Genomic DNA, 24,415 nt, shown 5'->3' on the forward strand with positions numbered 1-24,415 from the left:
GGGGCGGGCCGGGTCAGCCGGCTCTGCAGGAGACGTCCGGCCAGGTCCAGTTGCCGTTGTGCTGGATCGTGAAGCCGAAGGTGTTCCCGCTGCCGTTCGGCCTCATCGTCATCACGTTCCCGCTGGAGTCCCAGGACGGCGAGCCGTTCCAGGTCGCGATGATCTTCTGCGGGCTGTGCACGGTCACGGTGACGACCCAGCTGCTCGTCCCGGAGACGGTGACCGACAGGTTGAACCGGTCGCTCCACTGCTGCCCCTGGGAGATCTGGGCGGTGCAGGAGTCGCCGCCCCCGCCGCCGGGAGGCGGCGTCGTGCCCCCGCCTCCTCCTCCGCCGCCGCCGTCGGGCGCCACGGCCCGGCCGGTGGACGGCGAGATCATGCCGGGGCACAGGTTGCGGCTCTTCAGGTTCGCGACGATCTGCGGGATGGCCTGGATCGTCGTGTTGTAGCCGTCGTGCATGAGGATGACCTGGCCGTTCTGGAGCTGGCCCGCCCGCTGCACGATCTGGGCGGTGGACGCGCCGTTCCAGTCCTGCGAGTCGACGTCCCAGATGATCTCGGTCAGGCCGAGCTGCTGCTCGACCGCCCTCAGCGTGGAGTTGGTCTCCCCGTACGGGGGCCGGAACAGCGTGGGCGCCGTGCCGGTCTGCTGCTGGATCACCTGCTGGGTCCGCTGCAGTTCGGAGAGCATCTGCGACTGCGACATCTGGGTGAGGTGCGGGTGCGTCCAGCTGTGATTGCCGATCCACATGCCGGCGCTCTTCTCCGCGCCGACCAGCGACGCGTTGTTCTGCGCGTTCTGCCCGATGTTGAACAGGGTGGCGCGGACGCCGTTCTGCTGCAGGGTGGACAGCAGAGTCGACGTGAACCCCGAGGTGGGGCCGTCATCGTAGGTCAGTCCGACGTAGCCGGCGCTGCAGTTGTCGGCGGCGAGCGGGACCGCGGCCGGTCCGCGCGGGGCCGCGAGGCCGGCGGTGGCGGACAGACTCACCAGGAAGGCGGCCGCCAGCGCGAGCGCGGCGGCGATGATCGGCGCGCGGCCGGTGCCGGAGGGTCTCCTCCGGGATCTGCCGGGCGGGGGAGCATTCTTGATCATTCTGGTCCTCCAGGGGGCGGGGGGCGAGTGGCGGAGGCCGGGGGCGGGGAACCTCATTCTCAAAACGACTCCGAAAGGTGTCAATACATTCAGGATGACTTTCGGGGTCGAAATACTTTCGGAGTCGTCGACCTTTCTTCTGATCTGCTGATTTACTGTCGAAATGTTTCGGCAGTATGGAAGCCGGTCCATGTGAACGATCTTGGACGGGTTGGAATTTGTAGACCGGTCGGTCTAGTGTGTCGGGCATGGCACCGCGTGGAGAGACGAGAGAGCGGATCCTGCGGACGGCCGCGGAGCTGTTCCAGCGGCAGGGCTACCACGGGACCGGGCTGAACCAGGTCCTCGCCGAGAGCGGGGCGCCGAAGGGCTCGCTGTACTTCCACTTCCCCGAGGGGAAGGAGCAGCTCGCGTCGGAATCGGTGGCGCTGTCCGGGCGGACGGTCGGCGAGGCGCTCGGCGGCGCCGTGCTCGCCGCGCCGGACGGGCGGGCCGGGCTCGCGGCCCTCGGCGAGTACTTCGCGCGGAGCCTGCGCGAGTCGGAATTCAGCAAGGGCTGCCCCATCGCGACCGTGGCGCTGGAGACCGCGGCCGAGAGCGAGGCCATCCAGGCCGCCTGCGACACCGCCTACGGGGAGTGGCTGCGGGGCCTCCGCGCCGCGCTGCGCGGCTGGGGCGTGCCCGAGGAGCGCGTCGGGCCGCTGGCCGCGCTGGTCCTGTCGTCCCTGCAGGGCGCCATCATGCTCGCCCGCGTCCAGCGGGACGTGTCCGTCATCCACCAGGTCACCCGGCAGCTCGCCGGCCTTCTCTGAGGAGTTCCCCTATGCGCGTCCACCACCTCGACTGCGCCCCCATGCGGGAGATCGAGCCCGCCGACGGGCCGGAGAGCCCGCTGCGGGCGGCAGGCCACGTGCTGCTGATCGAGACCGATGCTTCCGGGCTCGTCCTCGTTGACGCCGGTATCGGCCTCGGCGACATCGAGCGCCCGTCCGAGCGGCTGCTCGACGACTGGGTGGAGATGACCGGGCCGACGCTGGATCCCGCCGCGACGGCCGTCCGGCAGGCCGAGGCGCTCGGGTACTCCCCCGCCGACGTCCGGCACGTCGTCCCGACGCACCTGCACCGCGACCACGCGGGCGGGCTGAGCGACTTCCCGGACGCGGCGGTGCACGTCTTCGAGGCCGAGCACGCGGACGGCGGCAAGACCCCGGCGCAGCTCGCCCACGGCCCGAAATGGGTCGTCTACGAGGACCGCGGGGGCGAGACGTGGCACGGGTTCGACGGCGTCCGGGCACTGGAGGGCGTGGCCGAGGAGATCCTGCTCGTCCCGCTCGGAGGGCACACGCCGGGGCACGCGGGCGTCGCGGTGCGGGACGGCGGCCGCTGGCTGCTGCACGCCGGCGACGCGTACATGTACCACGGGGAGGTCGACCGCCCCGAGCCGGTCACGCATCCGCTGATGGAGCTCGTCCAGGCGGGCGGCGAGGTGGACCGGGCGCTGCGGCTCGCGAACGTCGCGCGCCTGCGCGAACTGGCGTTGAGCGGCGAGGTCGAGGTGTTCTGCGCCCACGACCCCTGGGAGCTGGCCCGTTACCGCTGAGACAAGCCCCTACCGCTGAGACAAGCCCCTACCGCTGAGACAAGCGATGGGCGAGGGCGGTGTGGCGGCGGCCCGCGCCGGCGGTGCGGACGGCGGCGGCCAGGGCGCGGCGCGAGCCGACGAGGACGACCAGCTTCTTCGCGCGGGTGATGCCCGTGTACAGGAGGTTGCGGCGCAGCATCATCCACGCGCCGGTGGTGAGCGGGACGACGACGGCCGGGTACTCGCTGCCCTGCGACCGGTGGATCGTGATGGCGTAGGCGTGGGTGAGTTCGTCCAGCTCGTCGAAGGCGTAGTCGATGCTCTCGTCCTCGTCGGTCAGGACGGTCAGCGACTGCTCTTCGAGGTTGACCTTCGTGACGACGCCGACCGTGCCGTTGAAGACGCCCGCCTCGCCCTTGTCGTAGTTGTTGCGGAGCTGGGTGACCTTGTCGCCGACGCGGAAGACGCGCCCGCCGTAGCGGCGTTCGGGGCGGGCGTCGTCGTGCGGGGTCAGCGCCTCCTGCAGGAGGTTGTTCAGGGAGCCCGCCCCGGCCGCGCCGCGGTGCATGGGCGCGAGGACCTGGACGTCGCGGCGCGGGTCGAGGCCGAACTTGCGGGGGATGCGGTTGGCGACCACGTCCACGGTCAGCTCGGCGGCCTCGTCCTGCTCCTCGCAGGGGAACAGGAAGAAGTCGTCGTAGCCGCCCGTGCGGGGGTGGTCGCCGGCGTTGACGCGGTGCGCGTTGACGACGATGCCGGACTCCTGCGCCTGCCGGAAGATCTTCGTCAGCCGGACGCGCGGGATCACCTCGGCGCCGAGCAGGTCGGCGAGGACCTCGCCCGCGCCGACGGACGGGAGCTGGTCGACGTCCCCGACGAGCAGCAGGTGCGCGCCGCGCGGGATCGCCTTCACCAGCTTGTTGGCCAGGATCAGGTCGACCATCGAGCTCTCGTCGACGACCACCAGGTCGGCGTCGAGCGGGTTGTCCTGGTCGTACTTGGGGTCGCCGCCGGGCTGGAGCTGGAGCAGCCGGTGGACGGTCGCGGCCTCGTGCCCGGTCAGCTCGGCGAGCCGCTTGGCGGCGCGCCCGGTCGGCGCCACCAGGACGATCCTGGCCTTCTTCGCGGCGGCCAGCTCCACCACCGAGCGGACGGTGAAGCTCTTGCCGCAGCCGGGGCCGCCGGTCAGCACCGACACCCTGGACGTCAGCGCCAGCTTGACGGCCTCCTCCTGCTCGGCGGCGAGCGCCTGGCCGGTGCGCTTCTTCAACCAGGGGAGGGCCTTGCCCCAGTCGACGTCGGCGAACGCCTTGAGCCGGTCGGTCGGCGCGTCCAGCAGTTCGAGGAGGCCGCGGGCGAGCGACCGTTCGGCCCGGTGGAACGGGACCAGGTAGACGGCGGGGATCGTCGCGGCGTCCTCGCCTTCGCCGGGGATCGGCTCCCGGACGACGCCCTCGTCGCGGGCCAGCTCGTCCAGCGCCGGGACGATCAGCTCCTTCGGCACGCCGAGGATCTTCTCCGCCGCCGTGACCAGGTTCGGCTCGGGCAGGAAGCAGTGCCCGTCGTCGGCCCCCTCCGACAGCGTGTACTGGAGCCCCGCCTTGATCCGCTCGGGGCTGTCGTGCGGAATGCCGACGGCCTGCGCGATCGTGTCGGCCGTCTTGAACCCGATGCCCCACACGTCCGACGCGAGCCGGTACGGCTCCCTGCGGACGGTGTCGATCGACCTGTCGCCGTACTGCTTGTAGATGCGGACGGCGAGGGACGTGGAGACGCCGACGCCCTGCAGGAAGACCATCACCTCCTTGATGGCCTTCTGCTCCTCCCAGGCGTCCCCGATCCGCTTGCTGCGCTTGGGTCCGAGGCCGCGGACCTCGACGAGGCGCTCCGGCTCCTCCTCGATGACGCGGAGGATGTCGGTGCCGAAGTGCCCGACCATCCGGTCGGCCATCACCGGCCCGATCCCCTTGATCATCCCGGAGCCGAGGTAGCGGCGGATGCCCTGGATCGTCGCCGGCAGCACGGTCGTGTACGAGTCGACCTCGAACTGCTTGCCGTACTTCGGGTGCGAGCGCCACCGGCCGGTCAGCCGCAGGCTCTCCCCCACCTGCGCGCCGAGCAGCGCCCCGACGACCGTGAGCAGGTCGGGCCCGCTCTTGGCGGTCGCCACGCGCGCGACCGTGTAGCCGGTGTCCTCGTTGGCGTAGGTGATCCGTTCCAGGACCGCGTCAAGCTGCGCCGGCTGCGGAGCGGTGGGGGGGTTCGGGGAGGTCGGCACGGTCACCATGATGGACGATCCGGCCGGGTGTCGCGCCGGCCGACACCTCCAGCACGCCCGTCTCGGTGACCAGCGCGGTGACGAGGCGGGCGGGCGTGACGTCGAACGCGGGGTTGTACGCGGTCACGCGATCGGGGGCGGTCCTCGTGCCGCCCCAGGTCAGCACCTCGTCGGCGGGACGCTCCTCGATCGGGATGCCGCCGCCGTCCGGGAGGGCCAGGTCGACGGTGCTCCACGGCGCGGCGACGACGAGGGGGATCCCGGCGGCGTGGCAGGCCAGCGCCACGCCCACCGAGCCGATCTTGTTGGCGGTGTCGCCGTTGGCGGCGATCCGGTCGGCGCCGATGACGGCGACGTCGGCGAGGCCGCGCAGGATCGTGCTCGGCGCCGCGCCGTCCGCCTGGACGACGCACGGGATGCCGGCCTGGTCGAGTTCCCAGGCGGTGAGCCGCGCGCCCTGCAGCAGCGGGCGGGTCTCGTCGGCGTAGACGAGCTCGACGCGGCCCCGCTCGTGCAGTTCGCGGACGACGCCGAGCGCCGTCCCCCATCCGGCGGTGGCGAGCGCGCCGGCGTTGCAGTGCGTGAGGACGCGCAGGGGCCGGTCGCCCGCGCGGGCCAGGATCCAGCCGGCGCCGTGCGCGCCGATCGCCCGGTTCCCGCGGACGTCCTCGTCCAGGAGCGCCTGCGCCTCGGCCGCCACCGCGTCGGCGCCCTTGCCGATGTAGGGGAGCACGCGGTCGACGCCGGCCGCGAGGTTCACCGCCGTCGGCCGGGCCTCCCGGACCCGCGCGATCGCGGCGTCGCGCGCCGCGCCGTCCCATCCCTCGCGGGCGGCCTGCAGGACGGCGACGGCGACGCCGAACGCGCCCGCGACGCCCAGCGCCGGGGCCCCGCGCACGACCAGCCGCCGGATCGCGTCCACGAGCGTGTCGACGTCGCGCGCCACGACGTACTCGACGCGCCCCGGCAGGACGGTCTGATCCAGCAGGCGCAGTCCGTCGCCCGTCCACTCCAGGGTTCGTGCGTCGCTCGTCATACCGCCCATAATGCCCGCAAAATCACGCGAAGCCCCACGCCACCGGGCTTTCCACCCGCCACGACTCCGCTCCGTGACCTGCGAGAACTTGACACAGGTCGAACTCGTGTTCGAAATTATGCACAGGGCGGTGAGAGGAGGACGACGGTGCCGGAGGCCGCGCTGCGGGACCTGTCAGCGGTGCTGGAGACGGCACCCTGGCGGTCTTCGCACACCGTGGAGACGGTACCCGTGCTGCCCGCGCTGCGCCCCGTGCTGCCCGGCGGCGGGCTGCGGCCCGGCTCGGTCGTCGGCCTCGGCGGGCTCGGCGCCGCGTCCCTCGGCCTCGCGCTCGTCGCGGGCGTCTCCCGGCACGGCGGCGAGGACGGCGCCGGCGGCTGGTGCGGCGTCGTCGGCGTCCCGGACTTCGGCGTGGTCGCCGCCGCCGGGATGGGCGCCGCCCCCGAACGGCTGCTCCTCGTCGACGACCCGGGCGACCGGTGGCCGGACGTGGTCGCCGCCCTGGCGGAGGCCGCCGAGCTGATCCTGCTGTGCCCGCCGGAGCGTCCGGGGGCCGCCGCCGTCCGGCGGCTGTCGGCGCTGGCCCGCAAGCACGGCTGCGTCCTGGCGCTGACCGGCCCGTTCGCCCGCGAGTGGCCGGGCACCCGGCTCCGGCTCCGGCTGGACGAGGCGGCCTGGGACGGCCTCGGCGACGGCCACGGGCGGCTGACCGGCCGCCGCGTCCAGGTGACCGCCGAAGGCCGCGACGCCCCCGGGGCCGGCCGCAGCGCCCGCCTCTGGCTCCCCGCCCCCGACGGCACGGTCAAGCCCGACGAGACCGCACGGCCACCGCTGGAACTGGTCCCCGACGCCGTGTCGGCGGGGGCGCCCGTCCATACGCCTCGGCCGCTGACGCCGCGTCCGCCGAGGACCACGGCCCGCCGCGACGCGCCGCACGACGTGCCGGAGCCGGTGGGCACCGGCGCGGCGGTGCGCGCGGCGGTGCGCGCGGCGGTCCCGGCGCGGCCGGCGTCCGCGCGCGGCTCCGGAGAGGGGGCCGCGTGACGCGGGTGCTGGTCGTGTGGTGCCCGGACTGGCCGGTCACCGCCGTCGGGGTCGACGCCGCCGCGCCTGGGGCCGTCGTCGCGCGGGGGCGGGTCGCCGCGTGCTCGGCGGCGGCGCGGGCGCAGGGGGTGCGGCGCGGGCAGCGGCTCCGGGACGCGCAGCGGCGCTGCCCCGAACTGGTCGTCCGGGAGCGGGAGCCGGACGCGGAGGGACGGCTGTTCGAGGCCGTCGTGGCGGCGGTCGCGGAGCTGACGCCGCGCGTCGAGGTCGTGCGGCCGGGGATGTGCGCGATCCCCGCGCGCGGGCCGGCCCGGTTCTACGGCGGCGAGGAGGCGCTGCGCGTCCTCGTGCAGGACACGGTCGTGGAGGCCGGGCACGACTGCGGGTCGGGCGTCGCGGACGGGCTGTTCGCGGCGGAGCTCGCGGCGCGGGCCGGGGAGGGCGGCGTGGTGGTGCCGGAGGGCGGCGCGGCGGCGTTCCTCGCGCCGTATCCGCCGGCGGTGCTCGACCGGCCGGAGCTGGCCGATCTGCTGCGGCGCCTCGGGATCAGGACGCTCGGCGACTTCGCCGCGCTGCCGTCCGGGCACGTCGCCGGGCGGTTCGGGCCGGACGGGGCGCTCGCGCACCGGCTGGCGCGCGGCGAGGAGCCGCGCCCGCTCGCACCCGTCCGGGGCGCGCCGGACCTGGCGGTGCGCGGCGGCTTCGACCCGCCCGCCGAGCGGGCCGAGCGGGTGGTGTTCGCGGCGAAGCGGCTGGCGGGCGAGCTGCACGAGGGGCTCGCGGCGGGCGGGCTGGCGTGCGTCCGGCTGGAGGTCGCGGTCGGGTTCGCGGACGGCCACGTGCTGCGGCGGGTGTGGCGGCACGAGGGCCTGTCCGCGCTGGCCGTCGCCGAGCGGGTGCGGTGGCAGCTGTCGGCCTGGCAGGGCGCCGAGGCCGAGGACGTCTGGGGCGGCGTCACGTGGGTGGAGCTGGCACCCGACCAGATCGTCCCGGACGAGGGACGCCAGGAGTCGCTGTGGGGCCGGGCGGCCGGCGCCGACCGGATCACGCGGGCCGCCGACCGCATCCAGGCGCTCCTCGGGCACCGGGGGGTCACCCGCCCGGTACTCGTGGGCGGTCGCGGGCCGGGCGAGCGGGTCGTCCGGGTGCCCGTCGGGGACCTGGCCCCCTCGGGCCTGCCCGAGGGCCCGTGGCCGGGCCGCGTGGCGGGACCGGCGCCGGCCGTCGTCCCCGTGCCGCCGCCCGCGGCGGAGCTGGTCGACGCGTCCGGCGACGCGGTGGTGGTGTCGGCGCGGTGCGAGGTGTCCGCGCCGCCCGCGACGCTCGTCGTCCGCGGCCGTCCCGCCGGGGTCACCGGCTGGACGGGCCCGTGGCCGGCCGACGAACGCTGGTGGGATCCGGGCACGGCACGGCGCAGGGCGCGCTTCCAGGTCACCACCGAGGACGGCGCCGCCTACCTGCTCGCCGTCGAGGGCGGCCGATGGCACGTCGAGGCCGTGTATGACTAGGCGCGGCGTATGACCAGGCGCGGCGTATGACCAGGCGCGGCGTATGACCAGGCGCGGCGTATGACCGGCTGGTACAACCCGCCCATCTCGTGGCGGGAGTTCGAGGAGCGGCTGTCGTGGCGGCCGTCTGAGCGGGCGCCGGCGGAACCGCAGGAAGAACCCGAGGTCCCGCGCCGTGCCGAGGGCGAGGTGCCGTGGGCGGAGCTGCACGTCCACTCGTCGTTCAGCTTCCTGGACGGGGCCAGCGATCCGGCCTCGCTCGTCGCGGAGGCGGCGCGGCTCGGCGTGGAGGCGATGGCGGTCACCGACCACGACGGCATGTACGGGGCGGTGCAGTTCGCGCAGGCCGCGCGCGACGCCGGGATCGGGACGGTGTTCGGCGCGGAGCTGAGCCTCGGCCTGACCGCCCCGCAGACCGGCGAACCCGACCCGGCGGGGCGCCATCTGCTGGTTCTCGCGCGCGGCGCGCAGGGGTACGCGCGGCTGTGCTCGGCGATCACGTCGGCGCAGCTCGCGGGCGGGCGCAAGGGCCGTCCCCTTTACGACCTGGACGCCCTCGCCGGCGCGCACGACGGCCACTGGGCGGTGCTGACCGGATGCCGGAAGGGGCCCGTCCCGGCGGCGCTGGAGTCGGCCGGCCCGGACGCGGCGGAGCGGGAACTGCGGAACCTGATCGCCATGTTCGGCCGCGGCAACGTGTTCGTCGAGCTGGTCGACCACGACCAGCCGGACGACGACCTCCGCAACGACGTCCTCTTCGAGCTGGCGGAACGCGCCGGAGTCGACGTCGTCGCCTCCAACAACGTGCACTTCGCGGCGCCCGGAGCGGACGCGCGGCTGGCGCAGGCGCTCGCCGCCGTCCGCGCCCGCCGCAGCCTGGACGACATGGTCGGCCGGCTCCCGGCGAGCGGCACCGCGCACCTTCGCTCCGGCGCCGAGATGGCGAAGCGGCTGGCGCGGTTCCCCGGCGTCCGCGAGCGGACGGCCGGACTCGCCCGCGAGTGCCTGTTCGGCTTCGACGTGGTCGCGCCCCGGCTGCCCGACTGGCCCGTCCGCGGCGGCCACACCGAGGCCAGCTGGCTGCGGCACCTGGTGAAGGACGGCGCGCTCGAGCGGTACGGGCCGCCCGGGCGGGAGCGGGTGCCGGGCGCGTACGCGCAGATCGCCAAGGAGCTGGACGTCATCGAGCAGCTCCGCTTCCCCGGCTACTTCCTGATCGTGCACGACATCGTGGAGTTCTGCCGGAGCAGGGGCATCCTGTGCCAGGGGCGCGGGTCGGCGGCGAACTCGGCGGTCTGCTACGCGCTCGGCATCACGGGCGTGGACGCCGTCCGGCACGGCCTGCTGTTCGAGCGGTTCCTCTCCCCCGGACGCGACGGGCCGCCCGACATCGACCTCGACATCGAGCACAGGCGCCGGGAGGAGGCCATCCAGTACGTCTACGAGAAGTACGGGCGCGAATGCACCGCACAGGTCGCGAACGTCATCAGCTACCGGCCGCGCATGGCCGTCCGGGACGCGGCCCGCGCGCTCGGCTTCTCCCCCGGCCAGCAGGACGCCTGGTCGAAGGGCATCGACCCGCGCGACCCGGTCGGATCGGAGGCCGGCATCCCGGCGCCCGTGCTCGACCTCGCCGACCGGATGCTGAAACTGCCCCGGCACCTCGGCATCCACTCCGGCGGCATGGTGATCGCGGACCGCCCGGTCGGGGAGATCTGCCCGATCGAATGGGCGGCGATGCCGGGCCGCAGCGTCCTGCAGTGGGACAAGGACGACTGCGCGGCGGCCGGCCTGGTGAAGTTCGACCTGCTCGGCCTCGGGATGCTCGCCGCGCTGCACGACTGCTTCGACCTGGTGGACGAGCACCACGGGCGGCGCTACGACCTGCAGTCCGTCCCGCCGGAGGATCCCCTGGTCTACGACATGCTGTGCGACGCCGACACCGTCGGGGTGTTCCAGGTGGAGTCGCGGGCGCAGATGGCGACGCTGCCGCGGCTGCGGCCCCGCGAGTTCTACGACCTGGTGGTGGAGGTCGCGCTGATCCGGCCGGGGCCGATCCAGGGCGGGTCCGTCCACCCGTACCTGCGGCGGCGGAAGGGGCTGGAGCCGGCCGTCTGCCCGCACCCGCTGATGGAGCCCGCCCTCGGCCGGACGCTCGGCGTGCCGCTGTTCCAGGAGCAGATGATGCAGCTCGCCGTCGACTGCGCCGGGTTCAGCCCGGCGGAGTCGGACCAGCTCAGGCAGGCGATGGGCGCCAAGCGCGCCCCGGAGCGGGTCGAGCGGCTGCGCCGCCGGCTGCTGGACGGGATGGCCGCGCGCGGCATCCCGTCCGACATCGCGGAGAGCGTCTACGAGAAGATCCTCGGCTTCACCGGGTTCGGGTTCCCGGAGTCGCACGCGCAGAGCTTCGCCCACCTCGTCTACGCCAGCGCCTACCTGAAGCGCCATTACCCGGCCGCGTTCACCGCCGCTCTGGTGCGCAACCAGCCGATGGGCTTCTACAGCCCGCAGAGCCTGCTGGCGGACGCCCGGCATCACGGTGTCGTGGTCAGGGGCGTGGACATCAACGCCAGCGGCGTCCACCCGACGCTTGAGGAACCCGTCGAGGTCGACTCCGGCCATCCGCATGCGCCGAGCGAGCCGCAGCCGGCGATCCGGCTCGGCCTGTCCGGTATCCGGAACCTGGGCGACGGCACGGCGGAGGCGATCGCGGCAGGACGCCCCTACACGAGCATGGAGGACCTCGCGCGGCGCGCGCCGCTGTCGGCGGGGGCACTGGAGGCCCTCGCCACCGCGGGCGCGTTCGGCGGGCTGGGCCTGTCGCGGCGCGAGGCGCTGTGGGCGGCCGGCGCGCTGGCCGGCTCCGGGCCCGGGCAGCTGGAGGGCGTGACGCCGGGCGCGGCGGCGCCCGCGCTGCCCGCGATGACGCCGGTCGAGGAGACGCTCGCCGACCTGTGGGCCACCGGCGTCTCCCGCGTCCATCCGGTCGCGCACGTCCGCGACGCCCTCGACGAGCTGGGCGCCCTGTCGTCCGCGCGGCTCGCCGCCGCCCCGGGCGAGACCAACGTCGTCGTCGCCGGGCTCGTCACCCACCGCCAGCGGCCCCCGACCGCCGGCGGCATCGTGTTCATGACGCTGGAGGACGAGACCGGGATCATCAACGTGGTGTGCCCGCCGCAGGTGTTCCAGCGGTACCGCGGCCTCGCCGTCGACTCGCAGGCGCTGCTGGTCGGCGGGCGGCTGGAGCGCGCCGACGGCGTCGCGAACGTGCGCGCGACCCGGCTGCGCCGGCTGCCGGTCCCCGGCCGTGTCAAGGCCCGCAATTTCCACTGATCCGCGGACGCTAGAACCTCGGGCCGCCCTCTGTCATCGTAAGGAAGCGTTGGGGCCGCGTGCCGCCGCGTGGCGGCCGCCAAGACGCGGCTCGGGGAAAAGGTGATCTTCATGGACGGGCCGCGAGCGTCGTCCCTGCGCGAGCTGCGCCCGGACGACCCCACGCGGATCGGCCGGTACCGGATCGAGGCCAAGATCGGCGAAGGCGGCATGGGCGCCGTCTACCTGGGCCGCGACGAGGAGGGGCGGGCCGTCGCGGTGAAGGTCGTCCGCGCCGAGCTGGCCGGCGACCGGACGTTCCTGGCCCGCTTCCACGACGAGGCCGCCAACGCCCAGCGGGTCGCGTCGTTCTGCACCGCGCAGGTCCTCGAACACGGCGAGGACCTCGGCCTCGCCTTCATGGTGACCGAGTACATCGACGGGCCGTCGCTGCTGGAGCACGTCACCGAGAAGGGCGCGCTGTCGCCGGGGATGCTGCACGGCGTCGCGGTCGGCGTCGCCGCCGCGCTCGTCGCCATCCACAGCTCCGGGCTGGTGCACCGCGACCTCAAGCCGAGCAACGTGCTGCTGTCGATCTCCGGGCCGCGGGTGATCGACTTCGGGATCGCCCGCGCGCTGGACATGGTCTCGTCCCACACCCGGACCGGGCAGGTCGTCGGGACCCCCGGCTGGATCGCACCCGAGCAGATCACCACGCAGCAGGTCACCACGGCCGTGGACGTGTTCGCCTGGGGCTGCCTCGTCGCCTACGCGGCGAGCGGCCGCAACCCGTTCGGGCAGGGCTCGTTCCAGCTGCTCGCGGCCCGCGCCGTGCACGCCGAACCCGAGACGGGGGACCTGCCGCCGTCGCTGTCCGGGCTCGTCCGGGCGGCGCTGCGCAAGGACCCCGGCACCCGGCCGAGCGCCCGCGACCTGCTGCTCGCCCTGGTCGGCGGCGGCGGGGAGGCCGCCGTGACGACCGAGCTGGGCGAATCCTGGACGCCGCCGCCGGCCACCGGTGACCCCGGCGTCACCTCGCGGGACGTGACGCCCCCGCCTCCTCCTCAGCTCCCTCCACCTCCACCTTCGCCTTCACCGTCGCCTTCCCCTTCACCATCGTCTTCGCCGTCGCCGCCGCCTGCGCCCGCACCGGAGCCGGCGACCCGTCCCGTGTACGAGCCGCCCACCGCCTACGCACCCCCGCAGCCGTGGCGGCCCCCGCCTCCGGGGAGGTCCAGGCGCAGCACCCTGATCGCCGCGTCGGTGGCGGGCGTGCTGGTGGCGGGGGCCGTGGCGGGCGGCGTCTACTACCTGAACCGGCCGTCCGGCAAGGCGGCGAACACGGGCGCGAAGCCGGCGGCGTTCCCGTCCGGGCCGCTGCTGGTGCGCGTCGACACCGAGCCCGGCTGGCCGAAGTCGTGCAGTGCCGACATCGGCCTGTTCACTCCGAGCGACGGGTCCGTGCAGACGCTGGTCGGCGGGCCGACCTGCGACGTCCTGCCCGAGCGGTCGCCCGATGGGAGACTCATCGCCTTCACCAGGACCGGCGCGGGGGCCTCCTCGGCTTGGGTGGCGAAGGCCGACGGCACCGGCGCCGAGAAGGTCACCGACATCGCGGGCGGGCGGGTGACGTGGTCGCCGGACGGCACGCGCCTCGCCTACATGGGCAGGCAGGGCGGCGCCAAGCAGATCTTCACGATCGGCCTGCGGGACCACAAGGTCACCCAGCTCACCGACGACGACTCGGCCAAGGACGACCCGATGTGGTCGTCCAAGGGCCGGATGGTCTTCTGGAGCAAGCGCGACGGCGTCGAGCAGATCTACACCCTCGACCCGAACCGCCCCGGCGGCACCCGGACGCGGCTGGCCACCGGCGGCGTCCGCTCCGTGGACCCCGAATGGTCACCGGACGGGTCGAAGATCGCCTTCACCCGGGGCACGTCCGACGACAGCACGATCTGGACGGTGAACGCCGACGGGTCCGGTCTGCGGGCCGTCACCTCCGGCGGCAAGCACGACATGGACCCGGGGTGGTCCCACGACGGCCGCTGGATCTGCTTCGTGCGGGGCGCGGTCACCGACCCGGTGCTGCACGCCGTCCGGGCGGACGGCACCGATGACAAAGTCCTCACCCCCACCGGCAGCGTCCTCGGGCACCCGAACTGGTCGTGACCCCGCTCAGCCGGTGATCATGTCGAGGCGGCGGAGGATGACGCCCTCGCGCAGCGCCCACGGGCAGATCTCCAGCTCGGTCAGCTCGAACAGGTCCATCGCGGCGTCCGCGACGATCGCGCCCGCGAGCAGCAGCTCGGCGCGGCTCGCCGACACGCCGGGCAGCTCGGCGCGCTCCGCGGACGGCATCGGCGCGAGCTTCTCCGCCCAGTCGGTCACGTCGGTGTCGGACAGGCTGCGGCGCTGGTACGGTCCTTCGGCGGACGGCGCGGCCCCGGCGATGCGGGCCAGCTGCTTGAACGTCTTGGACGTGGCGACCGCGTGGTCGGCGGCCCCGTACCGGGCGACGTCCCCGACATGCCGCGCGATCTCCGCGCGGACGTGCCGGCGCAGCTCGCGGATCTCGTCCGGCGGCGGCGGGTCGGCGGTGAACCGGTCGCGGGTGAGCCGGCCCACGCCGAGCGGCAGCGAGATCGCCACGTCGGGCTCCTCGTCGATGCCGGACGCGATCTCCAGCGAGCCGCCGCCGATGTCGACGACGAGCAGCCGGCCCGACGACCAGCCGAACCAGCGGCGGACGGCGAGGAACGTCAGCCGGGCCTCCTCCTCGCCGGGCATCGAGCGGATGTCGATCGACTTGTCGGCGCGGATGCGGGCGAGGACGTCCTCGCCGTTGGCGGCGTCGCGGACGGCGGAGGTCGCGAACGCCACCAGGTCCTCGACGCCCTTGTCCTCGGCGACCTGCAGCGCCTCGTCGACGAAGTCGCGCAGCAGCACCTCGCCCTCCTCGGACAGGCGGTCGGAATCGTCCAGGTGGGCGGTGAGCCGCAGATCGGCCTTGTGGGAGTACGCGGGCAGGGGCCGCGCCCCGTGATGGGCGTCGACCACCAGCAGGTGCACGGTGTTCGAGCCCACGTCCAGCACGCCGAGTCGCATGCCTGCGACGCTACCGGACGCCCCGTGGCGCGGCGTGGCGGCGGCCCGGCCCGGCCGGGGGGCGGTTGCGGCTACGGTGGCGGGCATGGATGCGGGATCACAGTGCCGGTGGCGGGTACCCCCAGGTCATGTGGCGGTGAAGTGCGCCGCCGCGGCGGCCGTCACGGCGCTCATCGTCCTCTACAGCCACGACCCGCAGTTCCTGTTCCTCGCCGCGGCGGCGGCGATCGGGCTGAACGCGCTCGTGCTGCGCGACCTGGTCGCGCCGGTCCGGCTCGCCGCCGACGGCGACGGGCTCACGGTCGTGACGGGCTACGCGGGGCGCCGGCACATCGGCTGGGACGAGGTGCGGACGATCCGGGTCGACGAGCGGCGCCGCCTCCTGCTGCACACGCGGATGCTGGAGATCGAGACCGCCGACGACCTGCACCTGCTCAGCGCGTTCGACCTCGGCTCCGATGTCCACGACGTCGCCGACGAGCTGTATCGGCTGCGGGCCCGCACGAGCCGCTAGAACCAGTCGCTCGCACCAGTCGCCGGCACGGGCCGCCGGCACGGGCCGCTAGGGCTCGGGCAGGTCGTCCGGCGTCGGGTAGGAGCTCTGCGCGCCCCGCCTGCGGACGGCGGCGGCGCCCACGCGGGTGGCGTACCGGGCGGCGTCGCGCAGGGAGTCGCCGCGGGCGAGGCGCAGGCACAGCGCGGCGGTGAAGGCGTCGCCCGCGCCGGTCGTGTCGACGGCGTCGGCCTTCGGCGACGGGATCGCCGTGACGCCCTCGGCGTCGGCGACCACGACGCCGTCGGCGCCGAGCGTGACGACGACCGAGCGCGGCCCGGAGCGGGCGAGCGCCGCCGCCGTGGCGCGGGCGTCGCCGCCGGCGCCGTCGAGGACGAACGCGGCCTCGTGCTCGTTGACGACCAGGGGATCGCAGAGGGCGAGCAGCTCGCCGGGGACGGGCGCGGGCGGCGACAGGTTGAGCACGACGCGCCCGCCCGCCTCCGCCGCGGCGCGGGCGGCGGCCGCCACGGCGGGCAGCGGCACCTCCAGCTGGAACGACACCACGGACGCCCCGGCGATCATCGCGCGGGCCGCCTCGACGTCGTCCGGGCCGAGCCGGGCGTTGGCGCCGGGCGAGACGATGATGCTGTTGTCGCCGTCCGGCCCGATCGTGATCAGCGCGACGCCGGTCGGCACGCCGGGCGTGGTGGCCAGGTGGGCGAGGTCCACGCCGTCGGCGGCGAGCGCGCCGCGCAGCAGTTCGCCGTGCCCGTCGTCGCCGATCCGCCCGACGATGCCGGCCCGGCCGCCGAGCCGCGCCGCGGCGACCGCCTGGTTGGCGCCCTTGCCGCCCGGATGGACGACCATGTCGGAGCCGAGGACCGTCTCCCCCGGCGCGGGCCGCCGGCCGACCTCGACCACCAGATCCGCGTTGACCGACCCGACCACGACGACTTCCCACTGCTTGTCCACGGGTAACGACTACAGGCGCTGCGCCGGTTCGCGCAAGCGCTGGTCAGAGCGGGTGCAGCTCGGCGAGGTCGACGGCCTCGGCGAGTTCCTCGACCGACGGGTAGTAGCCGCGGCCGACCAGCTCCCCGTCCCGCGTCACCAGGAAGGCGTCGTCCCCGCGTACACCCGCGTACTCCGCCAGGACGCGGTGCGCGCCCGTGAGCCGCACCGCCGTCACGCGCAGCCCGCCGGGCCCCGTCCAGCTTCCCCGATCATCCCCCATGCACGGAACGTTACGTGTAACCACGGTGCGCAATGAGACCGGGTTCCACGTTCGTGTTGCCGCCCGCCCCCGATGGGACGATCATGACCGGGTGACCGACTTCTCGGACGGGACCGCGGCCGGCCTGGACACCGGCTCCCCCAACGTCGCGCGGATGTACGACTACTGGCTCGGCGGCAAGGACAACTTCGCCGCCGACCGGGAGGCGGCCGAGCGCGTGGTGGAGATCTCCGAGGGGCGGGTCGTGCGCGGCGTCCGCCTCAACCGGGCGTTCCTCCGCGCCGCGGTGCGCGCCGCCGCCGCGGCCGGCGTCCGCCAGTTCCTCGATCTCGGGTCCGGGCTGCCGACGCAGGAGAACGTGCACGAGGCCGCGGCCGACGCCGCCCCGGACGCGCGGACCGTCTACGTCGACAACGACCCGGTCGTCTGCGCGCACGGCCGGGCGCTCCTCGCGGGCGCGGCGAACGCCGGGTTCGCCGAGGCCGACCTGCGCCGCCCGGACGACGTGCTCGGCCACCGCGCCGTCCGCGAGATGATCGACTTCTCCGCGCCGGTGGCGCTGCTGCTGGTGTCGGTGCTGCACTTCGTGGACGACGCCGACGACCCGCACGCGCTGGTCGCCCGCTACCGGGACGAGCTGGCGCCCGGCAGCCGGCTGATCCTGTCGCACCTGGCCACGGACGCCTTCCCGGAGCAGATGGCGCGGGCCGAGCAGGTCTACGCGGGGGCGAGCGCGCGGCTGGGCGCCCGCCCGAGCGCACAGATCCGCGGTTTCTTCGACGGGTTCGAGCTGCTGCCCCCGGGCCTGACCGGCCCCCGCGAGTGGCTGGACGACGGCGGCGCCGACGGCGAGCGCTTCGCCGGCCTCGTCGGCGCGGCCGAGCTGCGCTGAGCCCGCGCTACCGCGCCGGACGGCCGCCGCCGCGCCAGGCGCTCTGGTCGCGGGCGACCTGCTGGAAGGCGTCCTTGAAGGCGGTGTAGTGCTCGTCGCCGAGGGCCCGCCGGTGGCGGTCCTCGATGGCGGCGAGGATGGCGCGGGCCTTGGCGATCTCGTCGAGGCCGTGTTCGGTGGGGACGACCCGCTTGGCGCGGCGGTCGGCCGGGTCGGGTTCGCGGCGGACGTAGCCGAGCGCGGCCAGCTCGTCCACGATGGTGCCGACGATCTGCTTGTGCTGGCCGGAGCGGGCCGACAGCTCGGTCGCGCGCGCCCCGCCGGCGTCGAGGAAGGCCAGCACGGTGCCGTGCCGGGGCCGGACGTCCGGGTGGCCCTCCTCGGCCAGGCGATGGAACAGCTCCTCCTGCAGCGCCCGCGTCAGCCGGCCCGCCAGCATCCCGAGGTCGGGCTCGTGCCCCTCGCCGTCCCGCGCATTAGTCACGGACATTGACTATACAGCGGCGCGCCGGCCCGTCAGGGATTGACCCGCACCAGGTCGACCTCCATGAGGTCGGCGAGGGACTTCAGGTCGGCGGCCAGATGGCCGGTGCCGAGAGCCCAGTGGTGGGAGATGCCGGTGGCGCTCCAGGCGTCGGTCCACTCGCCCGGGTCGCAGCCGAAGTCGACGCAGGACGTGGTGTTGCCGATCCGCAGCAGCGGGCCGTCCACGGTCTCGCCCTCGGACGCGACGAACGCGAAGCGGCCGTCGCGGCGCTGGACGATCCCGAACGCGGTGACCGGGCCGTGCTCGACGTCGAACTCCACGGACACGCCGTAGCCGCGCTTGCCGTGGTAGACGCCGAGGCCGCGCAGCAGCGGGCGGCGGGCGCTGATCGCCAGGTGCGCGGGCCCGTCGTGGCCCATCTCGACGTGGCCGCGGCGGAAGTCCAGGGCCTGCAGCTCGGTGAAGGAGCCGCCCGCGCCGAGCCGGTCGGCGATCAGCATGGCGAGGGACGTGCGCAGCTCGTACTCGCCGGCCGCCGGGACGCCCCGCGCGGTGAGCAGCGAGGCGCCGAGGATCATGCCGGCGCCGAGGCGCTCGTGGATCTCGCCGTCCAGGCCCCGGTGGTAGTAGGCGAGGCTGTCGAGCCGGAAGTCCTCGGTGAGGCGGTCGAGACCGGCGGCGACGCGGGCCGCCCAGGTCAGGTCGTCGTCGTCGACGGAGTCGTCCAGCTCGAAGATCTTCTCCGCCTCGGCCTTCTTCGCGGCCGTCTCGGCGTCCGTGACCTTCTCCACCCGGACGCGCAGGTCGTCGAACTCCAGCACCTCGACGTGCCCGCCGAAGTTGGCGCTGACGAGGGTCAGGTCGGTGGAGACGTCCAGCATGCCGGGGTAGAGGTGGCCCATGAGGCCGTGCCGGCCGCGGCGCAGGACCGCGCGGACCCCGGCGGCGCGGACCCAGCGGCCGATCTTCGCCCAGGCCCGCTCGTCCTCCAGGTGGCCGGAGACGGAGCGGAACGGGACGCCGCAGCGCTCGAACGCGTTCGCCATCTCCGGCAGCGGGCAGGCTCCGCAGTAGGCGAGCCACTGCCCGGTGTCGAAGGCGGCGTGGTCCATCGACTCGGTCGGCTGCAGGTTGATCAGCAGGACGGGTGCGTCCGCCCGCTGCGCGACCGGGACCAGCATCGACGCGGTCATGTAGGTGGTGAGGAAGCCGACGATGATGTCGCAGCCGGCGGCGCGCAGCTTCTCGGCCGCCGCCGCGCCCTCCTGCGCGTCGGAGATGAAGCCCGCGTCGACGACCTCGGCGCCGAGCCCGCGCATCCGCTCGGAGACGCGCTCGGCGGACCGCTTCAGCTGCGGGAGCAGGTCGGGGAACTGCGGCCAGTACGCGCCGAGGCCCCCGGCGACGAGACCGACCTTCACGGGCGTGCTGTGTTCTGCGAACTTCTCGGTCTGGTCCATCGTTGTCCCTTTCGGGTTCCTTTTGGTCGAGCGGGCCCTGTGGGACGGCCGGCGGTCCGGGTGGGGACGGTGCGGCGGGCGTGTGTGAGCGCCGCCGCACGGTCCGGGCGGCCGGCCGTCCTCTGTCCGGGGATGCCCCCCGTCAGCGCAGGAACGCGGCGGCGACGCCCGCGTCGACGGGGATGTGCAGTCCGGTGGTGCGGGTCAGGTCCCCGCCGGTGAGAGCGAAGACGGCGGCGGCGACGTGCTCGGGCAGGACCTCGCGTTTGAGGAGCGTCCGCTGGGCGTAGAACTCGCCGAGCTTCTCCTCCTCCACGCCGTAGACGGCGGCGCGCTCGGCCCCCCAGCCGCCCGCGAAGATCCCAGAGCCGCGCACGACCCCGTCGGGGTTGACGCCGTTGACGCGGATGCCGTGCCCGCCCAGTTCGGCGGCCAGCAGCCGCACCTGGTGCGCCTGGTCGGCCTTGGTCGCGCCGTAGGCGATGTTGTTCGGCCCGGCGAACACCCCGTTCTTGGACGCGATGTAGACGATGTCGCCGCCCATCCCCTGCTCGACCATCACGCGGGCGGTCTCGCGGGACACCAGGAACGAGCCGCGCGCCATGACGTCGTGCTGCAGGTCCCAGTCGGCGGCGGTCGTCTCCAGCAGCGGCTTGGAGATCGACAGGCCGGCGTTGTTGACGACGAGGTCGACGCCGCCGAACGCCAGGACCGCGTCCCGGACGGCGTTGGCGATCTCGTCCTCGGAGGTGACGTCGGCGGCGGCCGCGACGGCGGCGTCCGAGGGGCGCAGGGCGTCCGCGCCGATCTCCGCCGCGACCTTCCCGGCGGCGGCCGCGTCCCGGTCGGCGACGACGACGCAGGCGCCCTCGGCGGCGAGCCGGCGCGCGGTGGCGGCGCCGATGCCCGAGCCGCCGCCGGTGACCAGCGCGACCCGCGCGGCGAGCGGCTTCGGCGCCGGCCTGCGGCGGAGCTTGGCCTCCTCCAGCTCCCAGTACTCGATGCGGAACTTCTCCGCCTCGTCGATCGGCGCGTACGACGACAGCGCCTCCGCGCCGCGCATCACGTTGATCGCGTTGACGTAGAACTCGCCCGCGACGCGGGCGGTCTGCTTGTCGGCGCCGAAGGAGAACATGCCGACGCCGGGGACCAGCACGATCGCCGGGTCCGCGCCGCGCATCGGCGGCGAGCCGGCGGTGGCGTGCCGGTCGTAGTAGGCCGCGTACTCCTCGCGGTAGGCGGCGTGCAGCTCCGTCAGCCGGGCCTTGACGTCATCGAGCGGTGCGTCCGGCGGCAGGTCCAGGACCATCGGCGCGACCTTGGTGCGCAGGAAGTGGTCCGGGCAGGACGTGCCGAGCGCGGCGAGCCGCGGGTGCTCGGCGCGGGAGACGAAGTCGAGGACGGTCTCGCCGCCGGTGTAGTGCCCGACCTGCGGCCGGTCCGTGGACGCCAGCCCCCGGAGCAGCGGGAACAGCGCCGCCGCGCGGGCGCGCCGCGCGTCCCCGGGCAGCGCCGGATGGATCACCTCGCCGAACGGGTCGGGTCTGCCGTGCGCGGCGATGTACTGCTCGGCGGTGCGGATGATGTCGAGCGAGTTGGCCGCGCACTCCTCGCTCGTGCCGCCCCACGCGGTGATGCCGTGCCCGCCGAGGATCACCCCGATCGCCCGCGGGTTCGCCTTCTTGATCGCGGCGATGTCGAGGCCGAGCTGGAAGCCGGGCCGCCGCCACGGCACCCACGCGACCCGGTCGCCGAAGATCCGCCGCGTCAGCTCCGCCCCGTCGGCGGCCGTCGCGATCGCGATGCCGGAGTCGGGATGCAGGTGGTCGACGTGCGCGGCCTCCACGAGACCGTGCATGGCGGTGTCGATGGACGGCGCCGCGCCGCCCCTGCCGTGCAGGCAGTAGTCGAACGCGGCGACCATCTCGTCCTCGCGCTCGACGCCCGGATAGACGTCCGCGAGGGCGCGCATCCGGTCCAGCCGCAGGACGGCCAGGCCCTTCTCGGTGAGGGTGCCGAGGTCGCCACCGGAGCCCTTCACCCACATCAGCTCGACGTCGCGGGCCGTGACGGGGTCGGTGACGGTGCCCTTCGCGGACGCGTTGCCGCCCGCGTAGTTGGTGTTGCGCGGGTCCGAGCCGAGGGTGTTGGCGCGTTCCAGCAGCCGCTCCACCTCGGGCGGGGCAGAAGTCATCGGTTTCGTCTCCTTCACGTGTCAGGCGCCCCAGCCGGCGGCCTGGCCGTCCCTGCGCTCCTCGGCGATCCGCTCGTAGTAGCCGGACGCCTTGTAGGCCGCGACCGGGTCCGGGTGCAGGCCCATCTCCTCGCGCAGCTCGGCGAGCAGCGGCCGGACGTCGGTGTTGTAGGCGTCCATGAAGACCGCGTTCGCTTCGAGGACGTCACCCGACCGCTGCGCGGCCCGCAGCGCGTCCGCGTCCACGAGCAGCGCCTTCGCGGTGGCCTCCTGCACGTTCATCACCGAGCGGATCTGGCCCTGGATCTTCGGCTCGATGTTGTGGCACTGGTCGAGCATGAACGCCACGCCCGTCTCCCCGCGCTCCTGCCGGGGGGTGTGGGGGGTCGCCCCCCCACCGGTGTACGCGTCGTAGCCGCCCCCGCGCACCACTTCGTACATGATCCGGAACAGCTGGAACGGGTCGGCGGAGCCCACCATCAGGTCGTCGTCGGCGTAGAAGCGGGAGTTGAAGTCGAACCCGCCGAGCTTCCCCTCGCGCAGCAGGAACGCCACGATGAACTCGATGTTGGTGCCGGGCGCGTGGTGCCCGGTGTCCACCACGACCTGCGCCTTCGGGCCGAGCTTGACGCAGTGCGCGTAGGAGGCGCCCCAGTCCGGCACGTCGGTCATGTAGAACGCGGGCTCGAACAGCTTGTACTCCAGCAGGAACCGCTGGTCGTCGCCGAGCCGCTCGTAGACGGCGGCGAGGGCCTCGGCCATCCGGTCCTGGCGGGTGCGGATGTCGTCCTGCCCCGGGTAGTTCGTCCCGTCGGAGAACCACAGCTTCAGGTCGCGGGACCCCGTGAGGTCCATGATGTCGACCGCTTCGAGCAGATGGTCGAGGGCCTTGCGGCGGACGGCGGGGTCGGGGTTGGTGACGCTGCCGAGCATGTAGTCGTCGTCCTGGAACACGTTGGTGTTCACCGCGCCGATCCGCACGCCCCGCTCCTTGGCGTGCGCGGCCAGCGCGGCGTAGTCGTCCACCTTGTCCCAGGGGATGTGGACCGCCACGCTGGGCGCGACGCCGGTGAAGCGGTGCACCTGCGCGGCGTCGTCGATCTTCTCCTGCGGGGTGCGCGGCACGCCCCGCTGGGCGAAGACCTTGAACCGGGTCCCCGAGTTCCCGTACGCCCACGAGGGAGTCTCGATCTGCTGGCGGCGGAGGGCGTCCTTCACCGCGCTGGTGTCGTTCACGGGTTACCTCTCAATCCAGGTGGAAGACCTCGGTGAGCGGCCGCATGCCCTCGTCGGGGCGGCCGTCGAGGTCCTCGAAGTACTGCGCCATCTCCGCCTGCCACCGGGCGTTGACCCCGGTGCGGGCCATCGCCTCCTGGGCGGCCTCGAAGTCGTCGGTCTCCAGGTAGCCGACGAGGAGGCCGTCCTCCCGCAGGAACAGCGAGTAGTTGTGCCAGCCGGTGTCGCGCAGCGCGGCGAGCATGTCGGGCCAGACCGCCTGGTGGCGCAGCTTGTACTCCTCCAGGCGGTCCTGCCTGACCTTCAGCAGGAAGCACGCACGCTTCATGCGGTCAGAAGTGGTACTCGTCGATGTTCTTGCCGTCGAAGACCGTGGGCGGGCCGAGGATGACCTCGCCGTTGGCGCCGATCGTGCGCTCGCCGAGCTTGCCGGCCTTGAACTTCTCGCCCTCCGCGCCGGTGATCTGGCCGGACGACAGCGCCGCCGCCGCGTAGGCCGCGAGGTAGCCGAGGTTCTTGGGGTCCCACAGCTCGAACTCCTCGACCGTGCCGTCCTTCACGAACTTGCGCATCTGGTCCGGGGTGCCGAGGCCGGTCAGCGCGACCTTCCCCTTGTACTTGGAACCGGAGATGTAGCGCGCCGCGGCGGCGATGCCGACCGTGGTCGGCGAGATGATGCCCTTGAGGTTCGGGTACGCCTGCAGCAGGCCCTGCGTCTGCTGGAACGACTTCTGGTCGTCGTCGTCGCCGTAGGCGATCTTGACGAGCTTCATCCCGGCGTACTCGGGCTTCTTCAGCTCGTCCTGCATGAACTTGATCCAGGTGTTCTGGTTCGTGGCGTTCGCCGTCGCCGACAGGATCGCGATCTCGCCCTTGTGGCCGAGCTGCTCGGCGAGGAGCTTGACCTCGCTGCGGCCGATCTCCTCGGAGCTGGCCTGGTTGATGAACACGTCCCGGCAGTCGGGGTTGGTGTCGGAGTCGTAGGCGACGATCTTGATGTTCTTGGACATCGCCTGCTTGAGCGGGCCGCACACCGCGTTCTCGTCGTTGGCGGCGATCAGGATCGCGTCGTGCCGCTGCTGGATGAGCGTGTTGATGTAGGAGACCTGGGAGGACGCCGACGCGTCGGACGGGCCGACCTCCTTGGCCTCCGCGCCGAACCCCTTGGCCGCCTCGATCCCGGCGTTGTCGACGATCGTCTCGTAGGGGTTGTTGACCTGCTTCGGCAGGAACGCCAGCTTCAGGCCCTTCTTCAGCGGCGCGTTCGGGTTCGCCGTGGCATTGCCGCCGGCCGCCTTGGCGTCCCCGGAGTCGGAGTCGTTCTTGGTGGTGCCGCCGCAGGCGGCCATGCTGAGGGCCAGGACGCTCGCCGTGGCGACGGCCGCCAGCCGGCGCGGGGCGCGCAGACGAATGGTCATCACGATTGCCTTTCGGGGGTGGGATGGGGACGCG

General features: G+C 73.9%; 20 protein-coding genes. 8 read left to right on the forward strand and 12 right to left on the reverse strand.

What is annotated here, in order from left to right:
- Window positions 1-13: 13 nt before the first annotated feature.
- Window positions 14-1,096 carry a polysaccharide deacetylase family protein gene (locus AL2_RS30820; RefSeq protein WP_067639874.1) on the reverse strand — a complete coding sequence of 361 codons (1,083 nt, stop codon included), beginning with the start codon at window positions 1,094-1,096 and terminating at the stop codon, window positions 14-16.
- A gap of 248 nt (window positions 1,097-1,344) precedes the next feature.
- Here AL2_RS30820 and AL2_RS30825 point away from each other — a divergent pair, with 248 nt between their 5' ends.
- On the forward strand, window positions 1,345-1,908 hold the full coding sequence (locus AL2_RS30825; protein WP_067639876.1) for a TetR/AcrR family transcriptional regulator: 564 nt from the start codon (window positions 1,345-1,347) through the stop codon (window positions 1,906-1,908).
- Window positions 1,909-1,919: 11 nt separating this feature from the next.
- Window positions 1,920-2,696: an MBL fold metallo-hydrolase gene (locus tag AL2_RS30830; protein ID WP_067639878.1), complete on the forward strand. Its 777-nt coding sequence runs from the start codon at window positions 1,920-1,922 to the stop codon at window positions 2,694-2,696.
- Window positions 2,697-2,724: 28 nt separating this feature from the next.
- Here the strand turns inward: AL2_RS30830 and recD2 are convergent, their stop codons facing one another.
- Both recD2 and mtnA read right to left on the reverse strand, forming a co-directional pair.
- Window positions 2,725-4,956: an SF1B family DNA helicase RecD2 gene (gene recD2, locus AL2_RS30835; protein WP_376741371.1), complete on the reverse strand. Its 2,232-nt coding sequence runs from the start codon at window positions 4,954-4,956 to the stop codon at window positions 2,725-2,727.
- Entirely contained in the window at window positions 4,907-5,992 is a 1,086-nt protein-coding gene (gene mtnA / locus AL2_RS30840; protein ID WP_067639882.1) for an S-methyl-5-thioribose-1-phosphate isomerase, read from the reverse strand. Before mtnA ends, recD2 begins: the two co-directional genes overlap by 50 nt.
- Window positions 5,993-6,139: 147 nt before the next feature.
- On the opposite strand from mtnA, the gene imuA' reads away from it, so the two are divergent.
- From imuA' to AL2_RS30860, 4 genes are all read left to right on the forward strand, one after another.
- Window positions 6,140-7,036 carry a DnaE2-dependent mutagenesis accessory factor ImuA' gene (gene imuA', locus AL2_RS30845; RefSeq protein ID WP_245667053.1) on the forward strand — a complete coding sequence of 299 codons (897 nt, stop codon included), beginning with the start codon at window positions 6,140-6,142 and terminating at the stop codon, window positions 7,034-7,036.
- A complete protein-coding gene (locus tag AL2_RS30850) occupies window positions 7,033-8,544 on the forward strand; it encodes a DNA polymerase Y family protein (protein WP_067639884.1) in 1,512 nt (503 codons plus the stop codon). The genes imuA' and AL2_RS30850 overlap by 4 nt, the downstream gene beginning before the upstream one ends.
- A 60-nt stretch (window positions 8,545-8,604) precedes the next feature.
- Window positions 8,605-11,877 (forward strand): error-prone DNA polymerase, encoded by a 3,273-nt coding sequence (locus AL2_RS30855; protein ID WP_067639886.1) that lies wholly within the window; start codon window positions 8,605-8,607, stop codon window positions 11,875-11,877.
- A 111-nt stretch (window positions 11,878-11,988) separates the two neighbouring features.
- Complete coding sequence (locus AL2_RS30860) at window positions 11,989-14,028, forward strand: protein kinase domain-containing protein (protein WP_067639991.1); 2,040 nt, start codon at window positions 11,989-11,991, stop codon at window positions 14,026-14,028.
- Window positions 14,029-14,034: 6 nt separating this feature from the next.
- Here the strand turns inward: AL2_RS30860 and AL2_RS30865 are convergent, their stop codons facing one another.
- Window positions 14,035-14,964 (reverse strand): Ppx/GppA family phosphatase, encoded by a 930-nt coding sequence (locus AL2_RS30865; protein ID WP_067639888.1) that lies wholly within the window; start codon window positions 14,962-14,964, stop codon window positions 14,035-14,037.
- An 85-nt stretch (window positions 14,965-15,049) separates the two neighbouring features.
- Between AL2_RS30865 and AL2_RS30870 the strand changes: the two genes are divergently transcribed.
- Window positions 15,050-15,478 carry a PH domain-containing protein gene (locus AL2_RS30870; protein WP_067639890.1) on the forward strand — a complete coding sequence of 143 codons (429 nt, stop codon included), beginning with the start codon at window positions 15,050-15,052 and terminating at the stop codon, window positions 15,476-15,478.
- A 48-nt stretch (window positions 15,479-15,526) separates the two neighbouring features.
- Here the strand turns inward: AL2_RS30870 and AL2_RS30875 are convergent, their stop codons facing one another.
- Complete coding sequence (locus AL2_RS30875) at window positions 15,527-16,432, reverse strand: ribokinase (protein ID WP_067639892.1); 906 nt, start codon at window positions 16,430-16,432, stop codon at window positions 15,527-15,529.
- Between the two features lie 43 nt (window positions 16,433-16,475).
- Window positions 16,476-16,694, reverse strand: coding sequence for a hypothetical protein (locus AL2_RS37770; protein ID WP_157438465.1), 219 nt, complete (start codon window positions 16,692-16,694; stop codon window positions 16,476-16,478).
- A gap of 91 nt (window positions 16,695-16,785) precedes the next feature.
- Here AL2_RS37770 and AL2_RS30880 point away from each other — a divergent pair, with 91 nt between their 5' ends.
- On the forward strand, window positions 16,786-17,586 hold the full coding sequence (locus AL2_RS30880) for an SAM-dependent methyltransferase (protein WP_168444823.1): 801 nt from the start codon (window positions 16,786-16,788) through the stop codon (window positions 17,584-17,586).
- A 7-nt stretch (window positions 17,587-17,593) separates the two neighbouring features.
- On the opposite strand, the gene AL2_RS30885 is transcribed toward AL2_RS30880, so the two are convergent.
- The 6 genes from AL2_RS30885 to rhaS form a co-directional block, all read right to left on the reverse strand.
- The gene (locus AL2_RS30885; protein WP_245667055.1) at window positions 17,594-18,070 is read right to left on the reverse strand and encodes a MarR family winged helix-turn-helix transcriptional regulator; all 477 of its coding nucleotides are present in this window, start codon (window positions 18,068-18,070) and stop codon (window positions 17,594-17,596) included.
- 32 nt (window positions 18,071-18,102) lie between these two features.
- Window positions 18,103-19,533: an L-fucose/L-arabinose isomerase family protein gene (locus AL2_RS30890; RefSeq protein ID WP_067639896.1), complete on the reverse strand. Its 1,431-nt coding sequence runs from the start codon at window positions 19,531-19,533 to the stop codon at window positions 18,103-18,105.
- Between the two features lie 142 nt (window positions 19,534-19,675).
- On the reverse strand, window positions 19,676-21,727 hold the full coding sequence (locus tag AL2_RS30895) for a bifunctional rhamnulose-1-phosphate aldolase/short-chain dehydrogenase (protein WP_067639898.1): 2,052 nt from the start codon (window positions 21,725-21,727) through the stop codon (window positions 19,676-19,678).
- A 21-nt stretch (window positions 21,728-21,748) separates the two neighbouring features.
- Entirely contained in the window at window positions 21,749-22,963 is a 1,215-nt protein-coding gene (gene rhaI / locus AL2_RS30900; protein WP_067639900.1) for an L-rhamnose isomerase, read from the reverse strand.
- Between the two features lie 10 nt (window positions 22,964-22,973).
- Entirely contained in the window at window positions 22,974-23,291 is a 318-nt protein-coding gene (locus AL2_RS30905) for an L-rhamnose mutarotase (RefSeq protein ID WP_067639902.1), read from the reverse strand.
- A gap of 4 nt (window positions 23,292-23,295) precedes the next feature.
- A complete protein-coding gene (gene rhaS / locus AL2_RS30910) occupies window positions 23,296-24,381 on the reverse strand; it encodes a rhamnose ABC transporter substrate-binding protein (RefSeq protein ID WP_067639904.1) in 1,086 nt (361 codons plus the stop codon).
- Window positions 24,382-24,415: the final 34 nt, after the last annotated feature.

The organism is Actinomadura latina NBRC 106108 (assembly GCF_001552195.1).
Classification (GTDB): domain Bacteria; phylum Actinomycetota; class Actinomycetes; order Streptosporangiales; family Streptosporangiaceae; genus Spirillospora; species Spirillospora latina.

What these genes read in the sequence shown, in the direction of transcription:
- AL2_RS30820 (WP_067639874.1), bottom strand. Translation starts at nt 1,096, where the DNA reads ATGATCAAGAATGCTCCCCCGCCCGGCAGATCCCGGAGGAGACCCTCC.
- AL2_RS30825 (WP_067639876.1), top strand. Translation starts at nt 1,345, where the DNA reads ATGGCACCGCGTGGAGAGACGAGAGAGCGGATCCTGCGGACGGCCGCG.
- AL2_RS30830 (WP_067639878.1), top strand. Translation starts at nt 1,920, where the DNA reads ATGCGCGTCCACCACCTCGACTGCGCCCCCATGCGGGAGATCGAGCCC.
- mtnA (WP_067639882.1), bottom strand. Translation starts at nt 5,992, where the DNA reads ATGACGAGCGACGCACGAACCCTGGAGTGGACGGGCGACGGACTGCGC.
- AL2_RS30855 (WP_067639886.1), top strand. Translation starts at nt 8,605, where the DNA reads ATGACCGGCTGGTACAACCCGCCCATCTCGTGGCGGGAGTTCGAGGAG.
- AL2_RS30860 (WP_067639991.1), top strand. Translation starts at nt 11,989, where the DNA reads ATGGACGGGCCGCGAGCGTCGTCCCTGCGCGAGCTGCGCCCGGACGAC.
- AL2_RS30865 (WP_067639888.1), bottom strand. Translation starts at nt 14,964, where the DNA reads ATGCGACTCGGCGTGCTGGACGTGGGCTCGAACACCGTGCACCTGCTG.
- AL2_RS30870 (WP_067639890.1), top strand. Translation starts at nt 15,050, where the DNA reads ATGGATGCGGGATCACAGTGCCGGTGGCGGGTACCCCCAGGTCATGTG.
- AL2_RS37770 (WP_157438465.1), bottom strand. Translation starts at nt 16,694, where the DNA reads ATGGGGGATGATCGGGGAAGCTGGACGGGGCCCGGCGGGCTGCGCGTG.
- AL2_RS30890 (WP_067639896.1), bottom strand. Translation starts at nt 19,533, where the DNA reads ATGGACCAGACCGAGAAGTTCGCAGAACACAGCACGCCCGTGAAGGTC.
- AL2_RS30895 (WP_067639898.1), bottom strand. Translation starts at nt 21,727, where the DNA reads ATGACTTCTGCCCCGCCCGAGGTGGAGCGGCTGCTGGAACGCGCCAAC.
- AL2_RS30905 (WP_067639902.1), bottom strand. Translation starts at nt 23,291, where the DNA reads ATGAAGCGTGCGTGCTTCCTGCTGAAGGTCAGGCAGGACCGCCTGGAG.
- rhaS (WP_067639904.1), bottom strand. Translation starts at nt 24,381, where the DNA reads ATGACCATTCGTCTGCGCGCCCCGCGCCGGCTGGCGGCCGTCGCCACG.